This is a genomic window from Pseudoalteromonas sp. 0303, from assembly GCF_013349995.1.
Taxonomy (GTDB): Bacteria; Pseudomonadota; Gammaproteobacteria; order Enterobacterales; family Alteromonadaceae; genus Pseudoalteromonas.
Map to the genome: position 1 here is coordinate 23,878 of NZ_JABVXF010000005.1, position 18,405 is coordinate 42,282.

Consider the following 18,405-nt stretch of genomic DNA (forward strand, 5'->3'; position numbering starts at 1 on the left):
TGAGGCTTAGGTGAAGCAGGATGTCGTATGAAGTGGCAATTATTAATGGCCTTTTTAGGTTATCTGATTTTTATGATCTGGTTTGGCTGGTGGGTTAGTCGTAACAGCAAAACGGGTGACGATTTTCTTTTAGGCGGACGAAACCTTCCTCTCTTTTTAACCTTAGGTACCACCGTTGCAACTATGGTAGGAACAGGCTCATCGATGGGGGCCGTAGGGTTTGCCTACAGCAATGGTTGGGCTGGCATGATATATGGGCTAGGAGGTGCGTGCGGCATTTTGTTGCTGGCTAAATTGTTTGCGCCGGTTAGAAAACACGAATTTATGACAATGAGCGAAGAAGTATCGTTTTATGTCGGTGCCAACCCACTTGTTAAAAATACGATTGCTATTTTCATTTTTGTAGCCAGTATCGGTTGGCTTGGCGCGCATATATTGGGTGGTGGTATGTATTTGGCTTGGTTAACAGGTTTATCGCCGCTCAGCGCTAAATTATTTATCGCACTTGGTTTTAGTATTTATGTCGTTATTGGTGGTTATGTAGCCGTTGTATGGACTGACTCTATTCAAGCGCTTGTGTTGTTTATTGGGTTTTTCTTGATGGCGGGTGTCGCGCTGTATCAAGCAGATGGTTTAGTCGCCATAAATCAAGCACAACCTTTATTAAATCAAAGCTTTTTATCGTTAGATAAAATAGGTGTAGTGCATGGGGTTTCGTTATTTTTTGCCGTGTTGGTTGGCGTTTTAGTCGCGCCTTCATTTCGTCAACGTATTTATTCTGGCAAGCATGTGAAAAGTATCCGGCAGTCGTTTTATTTATCAGGCGGCTTATATCTGCTTTTTGCAATCGTGCCAGCGATTATTGGTATGGCTGCATACAAACTAAACCCATCACTTGAAAACAGCGCATTTTCTTTCCCTTACATGGCCTTTGAACTACTTCCATTTGGCTTAGCTGCGTTGGTTATTATTGCAGGGCTCTCAGCCACTATTTCTAGTGCCAGCTCAGATGCTATTGCAGCTGTTAGTGTGCTTATACGTGATATTTATATACTGGTATTTAAACGGATGCCGCATGCAAGTGAAGTTATAATGCTTTCGCGAATTGGCCTGGTGCTAACTATTGGTACCGCGTTGTTATTAGCGTTACTTACCAATGATGTGATTGGTTACATAACCAATATGATTGCCACTTTGATGTCGGGATTATGTGTTTGTGTACTACTTGGGCATTTTTGGCCTCGCTTCAACTGGCAAGGAGCAATGACAGCCTTGTTCGTGTCATTCCTTGTATCGATGGCAGTCATTTTAACACCGAGTTGGCAAGCTTATTGGAGTAATCCAATTATTCCAGCGACAACTGCTTCAATGCTTCTTTCGGTATTTGTAACGCTCATTACTCCAAAACAAACATGTGATAGTGAACAAGCATTAGCAATTTTAAATGCACAAAGAGAGGCGATGCATCATGATTAAAATCGCATTTTTTGGTGAAGCTATGCAGGAATTAAATGACGAGCACGTACTTCGCTTTGGTGGTGATGTTTATAACACTGCAGTGTACTTTAAACGCCTAGCACCACAGGCAGATGCACACTTTGTTAGTGCTATCGGTATTGATGAAATAAGCCAAGCTGCCCAGACGCTTTGGCGACAGCAAGGGTTATCACTTTCGTTTGTGCAAACGTCAACGGATAAAACATTAGGCCGTTATGGAATTACAACTGACAATCATGGTGAGCGAAAATTTTGTTATGCACGAAGTGACAGCGCTGCCAAACAATTTTTTCAGTTAGATACGCAACATAACTTTATAGAGTCGTTGAGATCTACACACTTTAGCCATTGTTATTTATCAGCAATTAGTCTCGCTATTTTAGATACAGCTAAACGGCAGTTATTACTCGATGCGTTAGATGACTTTAAGCGTGCAGGTGGCAAAGTGATTTTCGACAGCAACTACCGCTCGGTTCTTTGGCAATCTGAGCAAGCAACTCCGTTTTATTTAACCGCTTACAACCTTGCTGATTATTTATTTGTGACTGACGATGATCATCATGGCGTTTTTGGTCAATGTGATGAGAAAGGAATAGTCAGCTTTTATCAACAATTTTCTAATAAACTGGTGATTATTAAGCAAGGTGTAGCCGATACTTTAGTGCTCAATGACAAGGGAATACAACGCTTTACTGTACCTAAGGCTGAGCATGTGGTGGATACCACCTCCGCTGGTGATGCCTTTAGTGCGGGGTTTTTAGCTGCATATTTTTACTCGCATGATACACAACAGGCTATAAGTACCGCACAACAATTAGCGCTACAGGTTATCGCTCAAAAAGGAGCGATAGTGCCAACAACAATCCAAATAGCGAATGAGGGTTAAGTAATGACTTATTTTTTACGTTTATTGATGTGTGTTTTATGCGTGACAGGTACTGCCATCGCTAAACCGCCCTTGTTGATGCCTATGCCTGTAAGTGTGACTAATCTTGATGGTCAACTGCAACTGACATCGAGCCATCTATCTGTTTACCTTGATGAAAAGTACAGAAACTCAAGTAAGTTACTATTTGAAAATGCGGCGTTTTTACAAAATTTTTCATCAGTTACTTGGCAAGATAAGCGCAGTGCTCAGTTAAAAATAGAGGTGGCTGATTGGCTGGATGATATCCCTAGATTAGATGTCGATGAAAGCTATCAATTGATTATTAGCACTGAAGCCATAACACTTAAAAGCCAAACACAATTTGGCATGTTGCGTGGTTTTGCAACGCTCAATCAATTGCTATTTTCAGCAAACACAACTTATCAACTTAATGCAATGACAATCAACGATGCACCCACTTATCCATGGCGAGGGTTACTATTTGATAGTGTAAGGCATTTTTTACCTATTAGTGATGTTAAACGGACGTTGCGAGGGCTAGCATCGGCAAAGATGAACGTATTTCATTGGCATTTAACCGATGATCAAGGCTGGCGTGTTGCCCTTAAAAGCTACCCGAAATTACACCAAGTTGCATCCGACGGACTTTTTTATACCGCAGAAGAAATCAAAGATGTCGTAGCTTATGCCGCAAGTTTAGGGATCCGAGTTGTACCTGAGTTTGATGTGCCTGGACATGCGAGTAGCATCGTGCTTGCTTATCCTGAGCTTGGTAGCGGGACAAAACTTGATGGTATAGAGCGTCGCTGGGGGGTATTCAGGCCTTTATTAGATCCAAGTAACCCTAACGTGTATCGGTTTGTTGAAGATGTTGTTAAAGAATTGACGGCGTTATTTCCTGATCATTATTTACATATTGGTGGTGATGAAATAGATGACAGAGATTGGCAAGAAAATACTCAAATACAATTGTTTATGGCCAAGCATAAACTCTCTGATACCCATGCCTTACATGCTTATTTCAATCAGCGCGTTGCAAATATATTAGCTAAATATAATCGCAAGATGATAGGTTGGGACGAGGTGCTTCACCCCAACTTACCCAAACAAACCTTAGTGCAATCTTGGCGTGGCCATCATTCTCTCGCGGCTATTCAAGAAGCGGGGTTCGATGGTTTATTATCGAGTGGCTTTTATATTGATCAACCACAATGGACCAGTTATCACTATCGTAACCACCCAGAACCAATAATATCAAAAACGCTTTCAGCTAAAGAGGTGATCAACCACTCAACGTTTACTTTGACGCGCTTAAAAGGAAGTTCCGTTAACGGAAAAGTGACGGTATTTAGAGATACTCAATCTTTGTTAGCAGCTTTGGTATCCATAGAAGGAAAAGGGTGTTTCATTACTGACCAAGTTTTGCAAACAGAGTATGGTTTTGAGTTATTGATAGACACGTGGATGGGGCCTACTAAGCTTTTTGTCGGAAAAACTACAAGTAATCAAGCTGCATTTGTTGGTAATACTCCATACGAGATGAAAAGCAAGTCAGAAAACAAACCAAGCTTAAGGGCACTTAATAATGCTCTTCACGAAGAACAAGGTAAAGATAAAGGCGGCAGGGTGTTGGGCGGTGAAGCAACGTTATGGGCTGAACTTTTAACGACTGAAAGTCTAGATACGCGTTTATGGCCTCGTTTATATGCTATTGCAGAGCGATTTTGGTCGCCAAAAACGCAAGTAGATGAGCGAGATATGTACCGTCGCTTAGTGGTGATGGATAAGTTTGCTTTGCTACATGGCGGTAAACATAAGCAACAACTTAATGAGCGGTTAAATACATTGTTAGACGACAATGTAACTCAAGATGAAATTGCTAAGTTATTAAAATTTAGTGAATTTTTAGAGCCTGCACATTATTACACCTTGCATCACCTAGCTTATTTACGTGATGAGTATCACCATGGAGCTCCCCTAGATAAACTAGTAGATGTGCTGCCAGTTGAAAGCTTAATGCTGCGTGAGTTTGATTATAGTGTAGATGACTATATGCAGACATGTTCTAAATCTCTTGAGACTTCATTGCAATTTCAAGTTGATGAATGGCGTGATTTTATTAAGCATAACAGGCACTTAATTGAACGAGTTGCAGAGTGGAAAAACCCCTATCTACAAATTAAAAACGCGCTACAGTCAAAAGAGTCACAGCCCATTATTAATAATAATGGCACGATAGCTCAGTTAGTGGCTTCATTAAATCAATATCACAAAGTGTCTTCGCTTTGCAAAAATAGTGGTTAATGAGTAAATCAAAAGAGCGTTAGTTTCGGGTTTTATTCTGAGCTAATGCTCTATCTGTAGGAATAAACGGTACTTTTTTGATGTGAATCTTTTTCTTACTGGGCTAAACTTTAGCTAAGTACCTTAATAACTGGTGTTTCAATGTGGTTTAGTAAAAGTAAAGGTCAACTCATTGATGCTTTGCAGCATGATGTTGATAGAAGTCAGCAATATTTAGCTGGGATCAGAGAAAATATTGCTTATATCGAATTTACACCAGATGGAACTGTTCTCGAAGCTAATGATTTGTTTTGTAAAACAATGAAAGTGCAAGCTGGCGATATTATTGGTCAGCATCATCGTAAGTTTTGTGCGCCTGAATATAGCAGCTCAAAAGAATATCAAACGTTTTGGCAAGATATCGCTGAAGGCCAAGCAAAGTCAGGGGTTTTCTCGCGCATAAATGGTGCCGGCGAAAATATTTGGCTGCGTGCAACCTATTTTCCTGTTCGCGGTGATGATGGCAAGGTGCGCTGTGCAATTAAGTTCGCTTCAGAGATTACTAAAGAAGTCGAAAAACTTGATGAAATGTCGGCAATCTATGATGCCGTTAATAAAAGCACTGCGATGATCCGCTTTACGCCGGATGGTCATATTATTTCTGCGAATGATAATTTCTTAGATGTTGTAGGTTACAGTCTTGCTGAAATCCAAGGTCAGCATCATAAACTGTTTTGTTATGATGACTTTTATCAAAAGAACCCTAACTTTTGGCAAGAGCTGGCGAACGGGCGCATTTTTTCTGGGCAATTTTCTCGTAAAAAACGTGATGGCAGCCCGCTTTATTTAGAGGCAACCTATAACCCTATTTTTAATAAACAGGGTAAAGTGACACAGATCATTAAGTTCGCATCTGATGTCACCGCTAGAGTTAACAGCACCGAAGAAGTGAAACATGCAGCAGAAAATGCAGGCCACACGTCTGAAGAAACCTCGCAAGTCGTGACAAATGGTCAGCAACGAATTTTAAGCAGTGTTGCGTCATCAAAAAAAGTGAGCGAGCAGGTTCATCAAACCCGTGAACTGTCAGATGTGTTAGCACAGCAGTCATCACAAATAGGTGAAATTGTCACAACCATTAATAGCATCGCAGAGCAAACAAACCTACTCGCCTTAAATGCAGCGATTGAAGCTGCCAGAGCCGGGGAGCACGGTCGCGGTTTTGCTGTGGTTGCCGATGAAGTAAGAAATTTATCGCAACGTACTTCTGTGTCGACCAGTGAAATATCAGGCTTAATTGGTAAGACGCAAGAAATCGCAGCAAAAATGACGGCTCTTATCGAAGAAATAGAAGCACTGTCTGGTGAGTCTCAGCAAAATGTCGAAGAAGTCAGCATGATCATGGAAGACATTAAAACCGGTGCAGATAAAGTTGTGGATCAGATATCCGAAGTGATTATTCGTTACGATACACTTTAAACAACAAAAAGCCCGCACACAGTGCGGGCTTTTTAATGGGGTATTCCAATATTATTCAGAAACAGTGAAAGACACGTCTAAGTCTTCACCCGATGTTACTGTAATTGGTTTTACTTGATAAAGCGTAAATGCTTCGTCTTGGGTTTCAACGTCATCGATATGTGCTGCACAGGTATAAGCAAGTTGATAATCACCAGGTTGAATGAACGCAAGTTCAAATTCGTATTGGTTATCTTCGCTATCGAAAACAACATCCGCCGTTGCAAGAGGTGCATCTAATGGTGTTTCATCTTCGTTAACTTCATAGTTGTCCATTGGCATTTCAACATCGCTGCTATATAAGTAAACAGCATGACCGAATGAACCATCTTCCAATGCGATATCGATATTATCTGTTTCACAGTTAGCGATAAGTACGTCGCTTACAGTGCCTTCGATATCTTCAGATTCAGCAAGGTTTTCTAAGCGAACACCGCGTGGTTTTAAGAAGATCTCATCACTATTTTGTGGATCAACTAGTGACTTTTTAAGGTCAAATTCAATAACAAACTCGTTACCAGCTTGGTTAAGGGTAAAACCATCCAGTTGGATTTCACCGATACCATCGTTGCCTTTACGTTTAACAACCAGTGGTGCAATGCTGTCATCTTCGTAAACAACATGCGAAGTCATGGTTAAATCGTTTGTGTCACCATTGATAACATCTGCACGGATCCATTGATAATCGCCAGCAGCTACTTCCTCATCTTCTAATAAAGAAAATACATCATCACCTGTGTAGTCTAATAAATTAACCATTTCAGGCATGGTTTCATCATTATCTTTACGGGTCTCGAAAGTGAACTCTTCACCACCTTGGGTTTTCAATGTGATTGAATCAAACACAACATTAACAGCTTTTAAACCTGTTACAGGTGCATCAGACACACCTAACGTGAACTGTGCAGTTTGCGGCTGAGGATCAACTGAGTCGTTCTTGTCGTCATCGGAGCCACAACCAACAAGTGCAAATAAAACAGCGCTGCTAAGTAATGTAGTTTTAAAGTTCATCGTTTCTTCCCTTTGTGTTCTAAAAATTTACTAATAGTTTAGTCACTAAAGCTTAATGCAACTTGAATTGCTAATAATAAGTTTCGATTAACACCTTTGTACCTTTTATGTGACAACCTGAAAGCCACGACAAAATATAAATGCAAATTTAGCGTGCTTTTTAAGCAAATCCATTTTTCTTCCACATTTTGCTGACACCATCGCAAAAAATAAAAATCTAGGAACAAAAATGAAGGTCATTGATTTAGAAAAGCGCTACGATAACGACTTGTTTGATTGGCTAAAGAACTTACAAAAGACCAATGATTTTTGTTAAGCAGGCGTATTTGCCTGCTTAACCATCGCTCAGGTATTAGGTTTTATAGCGACTTACATTTTGTTCTAACTGCGTTGCCGTGTCTGTTAGTTCATGCATGTATGACGTTGCTACATCGGTATCATTAGCGGTTTTGTTAGCAATATCGACAATGGTCGTCATGTTTTGATTAATCGCTTCAGACACTGATGTTTGCTCTTCAGCGGCGGTGGCAATTTGTGCATTTTGTGATGTGATGGTATTAACCGAAAGCAGTACTTCATTAAGCGCTTTTTCGACTTCGCCCGCCTCATTAACACTGGTTGCACTGCCTGATTTAATTGACTGCATAATGCTATTTACAGTTGTTGTTCCTTGCTGAACTTGCTCAATCATTGCCTCTATTTCATGAGTACTATCTTGCGTGCGTTTTGCAAGAGTTCGCACTTCATCAGCCACCACTGCAAAGCCACGACCTGCTTCACCTGCTCGGGCAGATTCAATAGCTGCGTTCAGTGCCAGTAGATTTGTTTGCTCGGCAATATTTCTGATCACATCAAGCACACTGCCAATTTGACTCGATTGTTGATTAAGCTGATCCACCGCATTAGCCCCTTCATCAACTTGTTTGGCAAGGCCATTAATCACTTTTATGGCAATGAGCAATTGATTGTTAGCTTGCTTAACTAAATGATCGGCATGTTCAGCAGCGGTTGAGGCCTCTTGGGCGCTGCGGGCAACTTCCATTGACGCCGCCGACATTTCGTTTATTGCGGTTGCAACTTGCTCACTTTCTTCATGTTGACGATTAATACCAGAATGCATATTGGCAAGTAGCTCGTTGAGTTTGTGTGACGCTTGATTCATCGATTGCGATGATTGGCGAATATCAATAACCATCTTACCAACGTCATCGGCAAAGCGGTTAAACGAACTGCCAAGCTTGCCCAGTTCATCGTCTCGTTTCACCATTAAACGTTGGGTTAAATCGCCATCACCTTGTGATATATCGTTCATTGCTAGTACGGTTGTGTGCAAAGGGCTAGTAATACTGCGCGATACTACCACTGCAATCGCTGCGGTAATTGCAACTGCAAATACTGAAGCGATAACGGTGTTTATAAAGGCATTATCGATACCTTCATTAACCCGTTGTTCTGTTACTGCAACTTGTTGCTCAAGGCCACTGATCCAAAAGCCGGTTCCGAGCACCCAGTTCCATTTTGGGACCAAAGCGGCATAACCGAGTTTAGGGTTTACACTGCCATTGGTATTTTTCCAAGAATACTGCACATAACCACCGCCTTTCTTCGCAGCATCAATCAGCTCTCGTATCAGATAAACCCCATTAGGATCTTTAAAATCATATAGGTTTTTACCCTCAAGTGAGGCGTTAACGCCATGGGCAATATTGACACCTTTTACATCATAAACAAATACATAGCCTGTATCGCCAGCATCATCAAAACGCAAATTACGCAATATGCTTTTTGCTTGGTTTTGCAGCTGTTCAGTATTAGAGCCATCATCTTGTGCGATGAGATGAGCAATCGAACTCATGGCAATTTTTTGATAGTTACTGACTTCGGCCTTTCGGTCGTTTTCCATTTGTGTAGCAAAACTTTCAACGGTTTGCGCACCACTGTGTTTTGACTGCACATAATTGTAGAGTGTCAGCATTATTGCAATGAGTAGGGGGGGAAGTAGGGCTAGAAAAAGTACCCGTTGCTGTATTGATAGCGCCATTTATCGCTCCTAATAAAAATCCGCAGTACTAGTTTAGTACTTTTATAGATTTTTATTAGTCGACTTTATGATTATATCAATGGGCTATAAAAGCAGATCTAGGCGACCTGCTTATAAAAATACACCGTTGCGTCAAATTCACCGGATGAACTTTTCGCAAAACCAGGAATAGTGCCAGCTTCAATATAATCGAGTTTGCGATACAAATATGAAGCAGAGTCACCTTGACGGGTATCAAGTACCAATAATTGAATACCTAAGATACGGGCGTCGGTTTCTAGGCTATTCATCAATTGTTTTGCAATTCCTTTGCCTTGATATTCGCTGTGTACCATGAGCTTTTCTACCTCGCCGCGGTGAGTGCCATTGGCTTTAGCGCACAAAGAAAGCTGCACTGAGCCAATCACCGTATCACCATCAAGGGCCAGATAAAGCCTACGGTAAGGCGTTGCTAAATCGCCATCGACCCCTTGCCAGTAGTCATGTGCTGACTGTAATGATAGCGGGGCAATAAAGCCGATTGATGCGCCACTGGCAACGCTATCAATCAGTAAACTATTGAGTGATTTAGACACCCCTTTAATAGAGTGTACAGCTTTAATTTTCATTACTTATTCTTGTTGAAATGGATACACAGAGCCTAAATTAAGTAAATTGGTTAACTCATCAAGTGCTTGATAGCTTTCGGTTAAAAGCATTGGATCGGCAAAGTCGTCACTACTTAAAGAGTCACGGTAATGCTTATTCGCCCAACTTACTAATTGGTTATATTTTTCTTCGCTGAATCGTACACCCGGATTGACCGCTGCGAGTTCGTCAGTGTTGAGCGCTACACGCAAGCGTAAACAAGCAGGGCCACCGCCATTTTGCATGCTTTGGCGCAAGTCAAAAAAGCGCACTTGCTGAACTGGGTTATCTGCCAAAATCATTTCTTGAATGTAATCGTGAACAGCTTGATTACGCTGACATTCTTTAGGTGCAACCAGCATCATGCTGTCATCACTTAAGGTAATTAATTGGCTATTAAATAAATAGCTGCCTACAGCATCTGTAATGCTCACTTTATTGGTTGGCACTTCAATAATATGTAGCGGCTTGTTGCCTAGGTAAGCTTGTTTAATCTGTTTTAGCGTATCAGCTTGATGCAAAAACGCTTGTTCGTGGCATAAAAGTACATTGCCATTGGCCACAGCGATTACATCGTTATGAAAGACACCTTGGTCTATCACATCAGGATTTTGTTGAATAAATAACTTATTTTCTGGCTTTAGTTGATGTAAACGAGCAATTGCTTGCGAAGCTTCAAGAGATTGTCTTGCAGGAAATTTAACGGGTTTTGGTAAGGCGCTATTAAAGCTACTTGCCCCATAAACAAAGATCTCAAGCCCTGCATCTGCATGGCTGTCGCATAATCGATTATGATTTGCGGCACCTTCATCACCAAAAAAGCCTTGATCAGGTAAGTGTATATGATGGCTAAAGTAACGCTCATCGTTAAACATGGCTTTTAATAAAGCCGTAGTTGTAACGGGTTCTAACGAGCGGTGGAATTTGTTATTTAAGTTAGCAGCCGTAAAGTGCACTTTGCCATCAAGCGTATCGACTGAAGGCGAGATAGTGCCAGCATTGGCTGTCCACATGGCCGATGCACTGTAACAAGCTCGCAGTAAAATAGGGTCGGCTTTAAATGCTTTTTCAATAATCTGGCTATCGCTGCCTGTAAAACCTAAACGCTTTAGCACATTAATGTCGGGGCGAGCATGGGGTGCAAAAATACCTTGTTCTAGGCCTAATTCGTGCATCGCCTTCATTTTTTCAAGGCCTTGTAGCACGGCCTCTTTGGGGTTTGAATGCGAAGAGGCGTGACTTAGTGAAGCGACATTGCCATACGATAATCCCGCGTAATTGTGAGTAGGCCCCACTAAGCCATCAAAGTTTACTTCTACTGCGTGCATACTTAATCCATCATTATTGTGCGTGTATTTTAACCATACAGAAGTTATTTAGCTGAAGCTAGCTAACTCCATTTCTACATTACGTAGACTTTGTTGAAGGCGCTTCTGAGTGGCAATTAAATACGCTTTTTGTTTGTTCTGTTTAACTTGTTGCTGTCGTGCGGCTTTGTATAACACACGCTTAGGAATGTCGTACTGCTCAGACGCTTCGGTGATTGTCAGTTGGTGAACCGAAATTTTTTTAAGTGCTTCAATAAATGCGGGGTCATTATTTAACATAGCGACGCTCCAAATCAGCAACATTATGCGGATCGTTTGCTTCATGCATATGCCATGTGCTGATGTCTAATCGCCAAAGTAGATAAAGAGTGTGAAAGAAGTTAGTCACGTTAGTCTCCTTGTTAGTGCCAGTTCATACTCACTATTGGAAGATCTGTGCCAAACCTTTATTAAATTTAAATGCATTAAAAATCAATTGGTTAATGTTAGGTGGTAAGGGCGTCCCTAAAAACAGGCACTAAAATAGTGAAAGGTAAGTGCAGTAATGCACTTTAATGATGCGTGTTTGTATTATTGAACGAGGAAGTACGCGATGTGAAATCGCTGCTCGCAGCTCGTATCTCGTTTTTCGAAACTTTACTCTCGCTAACTTTCCCCTCGCAACTCGTACCTCGTAACTTTCCCTTCGTTACTCAAACCCTTCCAACACAAGCTTTCCGCGAGCTTTGTGAGATTCTAAAATCCCATGGGCTTTAACAAGGTTTGCTACGTTTATCTTACCTAAATGCTCACCCAATGTTGTTTTGATTGTGCCGTTATCAACTAAGCTAGCAAGCTCTGAAAGAAGCTGATGCTGGGCAATCATATCCTCGGTTTGGAACATTGAGCGGGTATACATAAACTCCCAATGCAACGAAATACTTTTACGCTTTAACTTTAAAATATCAAAGCTTGCAGGGTCGTCGATCAGTGCCAATTTACCTTGTGGCTTGATCACTTCCATAATGCTATCAAGATGTTGATCGGTGTGCGTTAAGCTCACTACGTAATCAAATTCCTTCAAGTCGGCCGCAAGACGTTGCTCGTTAAGGTTTTTGCTATGATCAAGCACATGATCAACACCTAAGTCTTTAAGCCAGTTGGCGCTTTCTTCTCGTGCGGCGGTACCAACTACGGTTAAATTGGTAAGCTGTTTGGCAAGCTGCACTAAAATTGAGCCTACACCACCTGCGGCACCTATCACTAATACAGAGGCTGGCTTATTGTTTTTAGATTTTTCAATCTGTAAACGGTCAAACAATAACTCCCACGCAGTAATACTGGTTAATGGCAGGGCGGCTGCTTCACTATTACTCAGGCTTGTTGGTGCAAGACCGACAATGCGTTCATCAACAAGTTGCAGCTCAGCATTACTACCTTGGCGCGTTAAGTCGCCAGCATAAAACACACGGTCACCGACATTAAATAACGAAACTTTGTCGCCAACAGCTTTAACGGTTCCCACTGCATCCCAGCCAATAACTTTGTAGCCAGTGTCTGGTGACACATTAGCGCGAATTTTAGTATCAACGGGGTTTACTGAAATTGCTTCTACGGCTACAAGAATGTCGTGACCTGTCGCAACGGGATCAGGTAATTCAATCGCTTGTAGTGATGAGTCCGATAACGTTGGGGTTGCTGTTGTGTATCCAAATGCTTTCATGATGGTGTCCGTATTGATGAGTTTTAAACACTATAGCGCATCTAGTTTTATTAAAAAGCGGTGTAATCCAAATTCACTTTCAAATAATTTTTGTTAATTAAGATCACTATTTACTAAATCGAGTAATTCAATCAGTTGCAGTGCTTGTTGTTCGTTAATGCTTGGGAAGCGACAACGAATTTGCGACGGTATATCGGCGGCTTGATCTTGCATCGCCTTGCCTTTGGCTTCGAGCTGCACGAGTCGTTTGCGTTTATCTTGGCTATCTTTGGTGATCGACAACAATGCTTTATCGCTCATTTTTTTCAAAATTTGCGTCATCGCACCGCCATCAATGGCGGTTTTTTCAAGTAATTCAGCAATGCTGATCTGATCTTCTTCCCACAGCGCCATCATCACTACGTATTGCGGGTAGGTTAAATCTAATTGGTTGAGAGAATCTCGATACGCACGGGCAATCCCATTCGATGCCATATATAAGCGGTGGCATAGCTGGTTATCTAATTTTAGTTGTGGGTATTTCATGCTCGATCCTCAAAATTCAATACGTGTATTTTAATTTGCATACAAAGTATTTGCAATCCCGAAAAAGCTGATCTAATATATTTTGCATGCAAAATATATTTTCACTCAATTAGGAGAGTAATCATGAAAGAACTACAAAGCGTCGCATACACAGCAAAAGCAACAGCAACAGGTGGCCGTGAAGGCACAGCAAAATCAGATGATGGTCGTTTAGATGTGGCACTATCAACTCCTAAGGGGTTAGGTGGTGATGATGGTCAAGGTACAAATCCTGAGCAATTATTTGCAGCAGGTTACGCGGCTTGTTTTATCGGTGCATTAAAGTTAGTGGCTGGCCAAGCAAAAGTTAAATTACCAGCTGATACTCACATTAACTCTGAAGTATCTATTGGTCCTATCGAAGGTGGTTTTGGTATTGCTGTTAAGCTTGCGGTATCGGTAGGTGATCTGGATAAAGACACCGCTCTTGCACTGGTTAATAAAGCGCACGAAGTATGCCCATACTCAAACGCAACGCGTGGTAACATTGCTGTCGAATTATCAGTGATCTAATCGCTATTTATCAAAATAGGCCGTGCTTTATGCACGGCTTTTTTGTTTTTCAGCAATCGATTTTGCTAAATCACCTGAACCAGTAAGCGCTGATACTTGGCCTTCGCGTGGTTCACTAAATTGTATTGGCTTTATCTTGCTTGCTCGGGCTGCATCGAATACCGGCACTTGGCTCATTGCGTATTCAGACAATGCGGTAATGGTTAATGATGGGTTTACCCCTAAATTACCCGGTATGATTGAGCCGTCAATAACTCGTAGGTTTTGATAGCCGAACACTTCTCCAGAGCTATCAACTACGCCGTTAGAAGCATCAGTCCCCATGGCGACTCCACTCATTATATGCGCCGTCATCGGGGCACCAAAGAGCACTTCAGATAAGGCAGACCCCGGCACGCCACCCAGTTTTTCGGCGTAGAGTTTGGTTGCTTCTTCTGCTTTTGGAAAACTAACACTAAGCGGCGTGTCATTGTCTTTTTGCACCGCAGTAATGCCGTTTTTAAATAATCGATACCATTTACGTCGCCATTCTAGGTGAATAAACGCCTCGGATTTTTGCATCACCAAAAATAGAATTGAGCTGCGGGCTTTACCTTTTGGCCGCAAGACTTTGGCTGTTTTTATTGGATGGCGCAGTGTATTCAGTAAAAACTTAGCAATACGCTTGAGGCCTTTTCCAGTCACCATAGGAACGTAAGGTAAATATAGCCATGTGCCATCGGCGCCTTCTCTAAACCGGCAAATTTCAATATTGGTGTCTTTGTCGACCGAAATAAATGAGCTGATCGCAACGCCATCATCAACTTTTTTGGTGGTGTTATTCGCGGTGGTGAGTGTTTCTGAATTAGTACGAATTTGCTGGCCTAGCCAAGCTGACATATTGGGCAATGTTTTGTCTTTATCGCGCATTTTTAAAAGCAAAGGCACGGTGCCCATGACCCCTGCGCTAAGCACAACGCCACGTGTTGTTAGCGTATAAATATGGCTATTGCGATGACTGGTATCTTTAATCTTAATTTTGTATCCGGCGCTGCCATCTGCATTGAGCGGGGTGATTTTGATTACTTCAGAGCTGGGTCTTATCTCTACGCCATTGCGCTCGGCAAAGTACAGATAGTTTTTCATTAAGGTGTTTTTGGCATTATGGCGACAACCAATCATGCAGCTACCACAGTAATGGCAGGTATTTCGTCTTGGACCATCGCCATTAAAGTATGGATCGGGTAGCTCTTTGTTATAGGCTTCGCCGGGTTTTGCAAAAAGCACCCCAGTGTTCACGGTTTTAAATGAGCCACCTTGGCCCATCTGCTCTGCAATCTCTTTTAGTGTGTGATCGGCAACATTGGTATAGGTATTTTTGGCACTGCCTAACATGCGCTGTGCAAGGCCATAGTAGGGCATTAGGCTTTCTTTCCAGTCTGATTTTATGCGTGTCCACGCTGGAGATTGAAATACTTCATCATCAGGAATAAGGTGCACATTGGCATAAATTTGTGAGCCACCACCCACACCCACACCATGCAGCACAGTGACTTTGCTGGTAAACGAAAATTGAATGCAGCCTTTTAGGCCAATTTCTGGCTGCCACATATAATTTTTGATATCTAGGTTGGTTTTTGGAAATTCTTTATCGTCGCGGCGTAGGCCTTTTTCGAGTACTAAAACTCGGTTGCCTTTTTCGCTTAGGCGAAGCGCACTCACAGAGCCGCCAAATCCAGAGCCTATAATAATTTGGTCAAAATCAAATGTGTGTTGCTGCATTATTATCACCTGTTGGTGTTTATTGTTATGAATTTAATTTACTCAAAAAGGCTAAAAGCTTATCGGCAAACCTGCCGTAAGGCGGCATTAAAAATTTCACGCTTGAAAACTTGGCTTGATAAAACACCGGACGTAATTTTGAAAAGGTTAAAAAGCCTTCATAGCCATGGTAATGCCCCATACCACTGGCACCTACGCCACCAAAAGGTAAGTCGTGCTGACCGACATGAAACAGGGCATCGTTAACGCTTACACCCCCCGACATCACCTGCTCAATATAAAAGTTAATAAGCTGTTTGTTGTAGCTAAACGGATAAAACGCTAAAGGCCTATCTCGCCCTGCAATATAATCAACGACCTGCTGCGAGTCTTGATAGGTTTTTACCATTAAAATAGGTCCAAATGTCTCGCGGGTATCAATGCTCATACTGTCATTGCTGTTTAAAATTAATGTCAGTGGCAGTTTTCGCGTGTTGGCATCTGCCACTTGGTCGCTAAGCGTAATAACGTCAGCGCCAAGTTGTTTGGCTTCTTCAATACAGTTTGTAAGGCGTTTAAATGCGCGGTCATCAATAATGGCTGTGTAATCTTGGCTATGGATATCTGGCACATGTTTCTTCGCCCAGCGAGTTGCTGTATCGATAAATAGCGCAAGTTGAGACTGATGCACAAATACATAATCAACATTGGTACAAATTTGCCCGGCGTTCATTTGCTTTACATACATGATGCGCTCTACAGCTTTTTGCATCGGGTAATCAGTAGCAATCACAGCAGGAGATTTACCACCTAACTCAAGGGTTACAGGCGTTAGATTTTGCGCTGCGGCAGCCATCACTTTTTTACCGGTTTCACCTGAGCCTGTGAACATTAAATGATCAAAGGTAAGCTTTGAAAAGGCGATGCCTACTTCACCAGTCTCACAGTAAAATTGCAGCTTTTCGGGCTTAAAATAATTGCCCACTAGCTCACCTAAAAGCGCACTTAAATGCCGAGAGTTTTCAGACATTTTAACCATCGCCTTGTTACCTGCTGCAAATGCTGCGGCTAATTGACTAAAGGCTAAATTTATCGGGAAATTCCACGGCACAATTAACCCTACAACACCTAGCGGCTGGGGAATAACTCGGTTTTTTGCCCCTAAATACATACGGTGATCAACATGCCGCTTTTGCAATTTCATCCACTTTTGAAGGTGCTTTAACGTGCTATTGATATCTGCACAGGCATTAATGATTTCGGCAAGTAAGGTTTCATGGCGAGAGCGATTCCCATAGTCTTGATTAATGGCCTCGATAATACGTGCTTGGTTCTCAGTGATCATAGCTTTTAACGCAAGTAAGTGTTCACGTCTTTGCTGGTAGCTTTCAATACCCTCAGCTTTAGCGTGGCTGCGCTGCGCGACTAAGTCGGCCATTAAAATGTTGTCGATGCTTACTGGTTTTGCTGCAATGTTCATCTGTATGTTCTGTTTGTCAGAGTTTGTTCTAGCATAAATAAATCACTTGCAGTTGATTTGACTTTTTAGGACACTGAAATGACTCTTTAGGACAAAAGGCACACTGCGTGGAAAGTTTAATTCGCTCTTCTAGTTTAGCTGGGTTTGAGAATTTAGTGAGGCAATATGGCGTAAATCCAATTACTTTGTTGGAGAAAGCAGGTATTTTACCCGCACAATTACGCGACCCAGACAGCTTTGTTGTTTACGCTCATTATCTTGAGTTACTTGAACTTGCTGCCCAAGCGTGTGACGAGCCATGTTTTGGCTTAAAGCTTGGCGCATCACAAAGTATGAGTACTGTGGGCTTGATTGGTGCTTACATGTCGCGCCAACCTACGATTCTTGATGCCCTTAATGTTGCCCAAAAATACATATACCTGCATGCCGAAGGCATTGTGCTAAACCTTGCCCTGTTTGGGCAAACAAGTTGTGAGGTACGTTTTGTCAGATTGTCTGACGAAAAACACGAGTTTGAGCAAAAATCACAGTTGGCAGTGTGTTTGGTCAATAAAATATTAAAAGAATTAGTTGGCCCGAAATGGCGTGCAGATAAAGTGTGTTTAAGGCAATCTGTCGCGGTGAAACAGCGGCCATTATTTAATAAAGTGCTTAATTGCGAGGTTGAGTTTAACAGTGACGTAGATGCGATTTATTTTTCAAGCGCATTTTTATCTTATAAACCCCAGCTCAATGATGCCATTTTAGACACCCTAATAGCCGACCAACTTGAGCTACAACGCCTTAATAAACTCCCCGATGAAATGCTGCAAATAGAAAGTGCGATGAAAATGTTGCTAGCAACCGGTGAGTGTAATAAAGAAAATACGGCCAAAAGTGTAGGGCTACACCCCAAAAAGCTGCAGCGAATATTAACTGAGCATAATACCAGTTATCGACAATTGTTGGACGAAGTACGAAAGTCAGAGGCAATGCGGCTATTACAACAAAAGCATATCAATATGACCGACTTAGCACTACGTTTAGGCTATGCGGAGCTGTCGATTTTTAGTCGTCGCTTTAAATTATGGTTTGGTATGTCACCCACCGAATGGCAGCAAAACTTGAGCTAACTTAACAAAGCAGCTTAATTACAGCAAAACTTCATACTTTTTTTCTAATTGTCTCTGTGTAGTCATGCAAATGGTCTAAACTATTAGTAAACCTACAATA

General features: G+C 41.8%; 15 protein-coding genes. 6 read left to right on the top strand and 9 right to left on the bottom strand.

Features of this window, described 5'->3' with window-relative positions:
* Positions 1–27 precede the first annotated feature (27 nt).
* The 4 genes from HUS62_RS05100 to HUS62_RS23340 all read left to right on the top strand — a co-directional run bounded on the left by HUS62_RS05100 (position 28) and on the right by HUS62_RS23340 (position 6,148).
* Positions 28–1,476 carry a sodium:solute symporter family protein gene (locus HUS62_RS05100; protein ID WP_175078757.1) on the top strand — a complete coding sequence of 483 codons (1,449 nt, stop codon included), beginning with the start codon at positions 28–30 and terminating at the stop codon, positions 1,474–1,476.
* Positions 1,469–2,383 (top strand): sugar kinase, encoded by a 915-nt coding sequence (locus tag HUS62_RS05105; protein WP_175078758.1) that lies wholly within the window; start codon positions 1,469–1,471, stop codon positions 2,381–2,383. The genes HUS62_RS05100 and HUS62_RS05105 overlap by 8 nt, the downstream gene beginning before the upstream one ends.
* A 3-nt stretch (positions 2,384–2,386) precedes the next feature.
* A complete protein-coding gene (locus tag HUS62_RS05110) occupies positions 2,387–4,690 on the top strand; it encodes a family 20 glycosylhydrolase (RefSeq protein WP_175078759.1) in 2,304 nt (767 codons plus the stop codon).
* 141 nt (positions 4,691–4,831) lie between these two features.
* Positions 4,832–6,148, top strand: coding sequence for a PAS domain-containing methyl-accepting chemotaxis protein (locus tag HUS62_RS23340; RefSeq protein WP_175078760.1), 1,317 nt, complete (start codon positions 4,832–4,834; stop codon positions 6,146–6,148).
* Positions 6,149–6,199: 51 nt separating this feature from the next.
* Here HUS62_RS23340 and HUS62_RS05120 read toward each other — a convergent pair whose 3' ends face one another.
* The 7 genes from HUS62_RS05120 to HUS62_RS05150 all read right to left on the bottom strand — a co-directional run bounded on the left by HUS62_RS05120 (position 6,200) and on the right by HUS62_RS05150 (position 13,421).
* Positions 6,200–7,198: a DUF4382 domain-containing protein gene (locus HUS62_RS05120; protein WP_175078761.1), complete on the bottom strand. Its 999-nt coding sequence runs from the start codon at positions 7,196–7,198 to the stop codon at positions 6,200–6,202.
* Positions 7,199–7,550: 352 nt separating this feature from the next.
* On the bottom strand, positions 7,551–9,239 hold the full coding sequence (locus HUS62_RS05125) for a methyl-accepting chemotaxis protein (protein WP_175078762.1): 1,689 nt from the start codon (positions 9,237–9,239) through the stop codon (positions 7,551–7,553).
* Between the two features lie 98 nt (positions 9,240–9,337).
* Entirely contained in the window at positions 9,338–9,847 is a 510-nt protein-coding gene (locus HUS62_RS05130) for a GNAT family N-acetyltransferase (RefSeq protein WP_175078763.1), read from the bottom strand.
* A 3-nt stretch (positions 9,848–9,850) separates the two neighbouring features.
* Positions 9,851–11,194, bottom strand: a complete 1,344-nt coding sequence (astB, locus tag HUS62_RS05135) for an N-succinylarginine dihydrolase (protein WP_175078764.1) — start codon at positions 11,192–11,194, stop codon at positions 9,851–9,853.
* A gap of 48 nt (positions 11,195–11,242) precedes the next feature.
* A complete protein-coding gene (locus tag HUS62_RS05140; RefSeq protein ID WP_054562555.1) occupies positions 11,243–11,473 on the bottom strand; it encodes a helix-turn-helix domain-containing protein in 231 nt (76 codons plus the stop codon).
* A 409-nt stretch (positions 11,474–11,882) separates the two neighbouring features.
* The gene (locus HUS62_RS05145; protein WP_175078765.1) at positions 11,883–12,896 is read right to left on the bottom strand and encodes a zinc-binding alcohol dehydrogenase family protein; all 1,014 of its coding nucleotides are present in this window, start codon (positions 12,894–12,896) and stop codon (positions 11,883–11,885) included.
* 93 nt (positions 12,897–12,989) lie between these two features.
* On the bottom strand, positions 12,990–13,421 hold the full coding sequence (locus HUS62_RS05150) for a MarR family winged helix-turn-helix transcriptional regulator (RefSeq protein ID WP_063529322.1): 432 nt from the start codon (positions 13,419–13,421) through the stop codon (positions 12,990–12,992).
* Positions 13,422–13,544: 123 nt separating this feature from the next.
* Between HUS62_RS05150 and HUS62_RS05155 the strand changes: the two genes are divergently transcribed.
* Positions 13,545–13,973: an organic hydroperoxide resistance protein gene (locus HUS62_RS05155; protein ID WP_054562552.1), complete on the top strand. Its 429-nt coding sequence runs from the start codon at positions 13,545–13,547 to the stop codon at positions 13,971–13,973.
* A 27-nt stretch (positions 13,974–14,000) separates the two neighbouring features.
* Here HUS62_RS05155 and HUS62_RS05160 read toward each other — a convergent pair whose 3' ends face one another.
* On the bottom strand, positions 14,001–15,734 hold the full coding sequence (locus HUS62_RS05160) for a GMC family oxidoreductase (protein WP_175078766.1): 1,734 nt from the start codon (positions 15,732–15,734) through the stop codon (positions 14,001–14,003).
* Between the two features lie 25 nt (positions 15,735–15,759).
* Positions 15,760–17,193 carry a coniferyl aldehyde dehydrogenase gene (locus HUS62_RS05165; protein ID WP_175078767.1) on the bottom strand — a complete coding sequence of 478 codons (1,434 nt, stop codon included), beginning with the start codon at positions 17,191–17,193 and terminating at the stop codon, positions 15,760–15,762.
* Positions 17,194–17,300: 107 nt separating this feature from the next.
* On the opposite strand from HUS62_RS05165, the gene HUS62_RS23345 reads away from it, so the two are divergent.
* Complete coding sequence (locus HUS62_RS23345; protein WP_175078768.1) at positions 17,301–18,305, top strand: AraC family transcriptional regulator; 1,005 nt, start codon at positions 17,301–17,303, stop codon at positions 18,303–18,305.
* Positions 18,306–18,405 lie beyond the last annotated feature (100 nt).

Coding starts and splice junctions, on each gene's coding strand:
- HUS62_RS05150 (WP_063529322.1), bottom strand. CDS start 13,421: ATGAAATACCCACAACTAAAATTAGATAACCAGCTATGCCACCGCTTA.
- HUS62_RS23340 (WP_175078760.1), top strand. CDS start 4,832: ATGTGGTTTAGTAAAAGTAAAGGTCAACTCATTGATGCTTTGCAGCAT.
- HUS62_RS05100 (WP_175078757.1), top strand. CDS start 28: ATGAAGTGGCAATTATTAATGGCCTTTTTAGGTTATCTGATTTTTATG.
- HUS62_RS05155 (WP_054562552.1), top strand. CDS start 13,545: ATGAAAGAACTACAAAGCGTCGCATACACAGCAAAAGCAACAGCAACA.
- astB (WP_175078764.1), bottom strand. CDS start 11,194: ATGCACGCAGTAGAAGTAAACTTTGATGGCTTAGTGGGGCCTACTCAC.
- HUS62_RS05105 (WP_175078758.1), top strand. CDS start 1,469: ATGATTAAAATCGCATTTTTTGGTGAAGCTATGCAGGAATTAAATGAC.
- HUS62_RS05125 (WP_175078762.1), bottom strand. CDS start 9,239: ATGGCGCTATCAATACAGCAACGGGTACTTTTTCTAGCCCTACTTCCC.
- HUS62_RS05165 (WP_175078767.1), bottom strand. CDS start 17,193: ATGAACATTGCAGCAAAACCAGTAAGCATCGACAACATTTTAATGGCC.
- HUS62_RS05120 (WP_175078761.1), bottom strand. CDS start 7,198: ATGAACTTTAAAACTACATTACTTAGCAGCGCTGTTTTATTTGCACTT.
- HUS62_RS05140 (WP_054562555.1), bottom strand. CDS start 11,473: ATGTTAAATAATGACCCCGCATTTATTGAAGCACTTAAAAAAATTTCG.
- HUS62_RS05130 (WP_175078763.1), bottom strand. CDS start 9,847: ATGAAAATTAAAGCTGTACACTCTATTAAAGGGGTGTCTAAATCACTC.
- HUS62_RS05145 (WP_175078765.1), bottom strand. CDS start 12,896: ATGAAAGCATTTGGATACACAACAGCAACCCCAACGTTATCGGACTCA.
- HUS62_RS05160 (WP_175078766.1), bottom strand. CDS start 15,734: ATGCAGCAACACACATTTGATTTTGACCAAATTATTATAGGCTCTGGA.
- HUS62_RS05110 (WP_175078759.1), top strand. CDS start 2,387: ATGACTTATTTTTTACGTTTATTGATGTGTGTTTTATGCGTGACAGGT.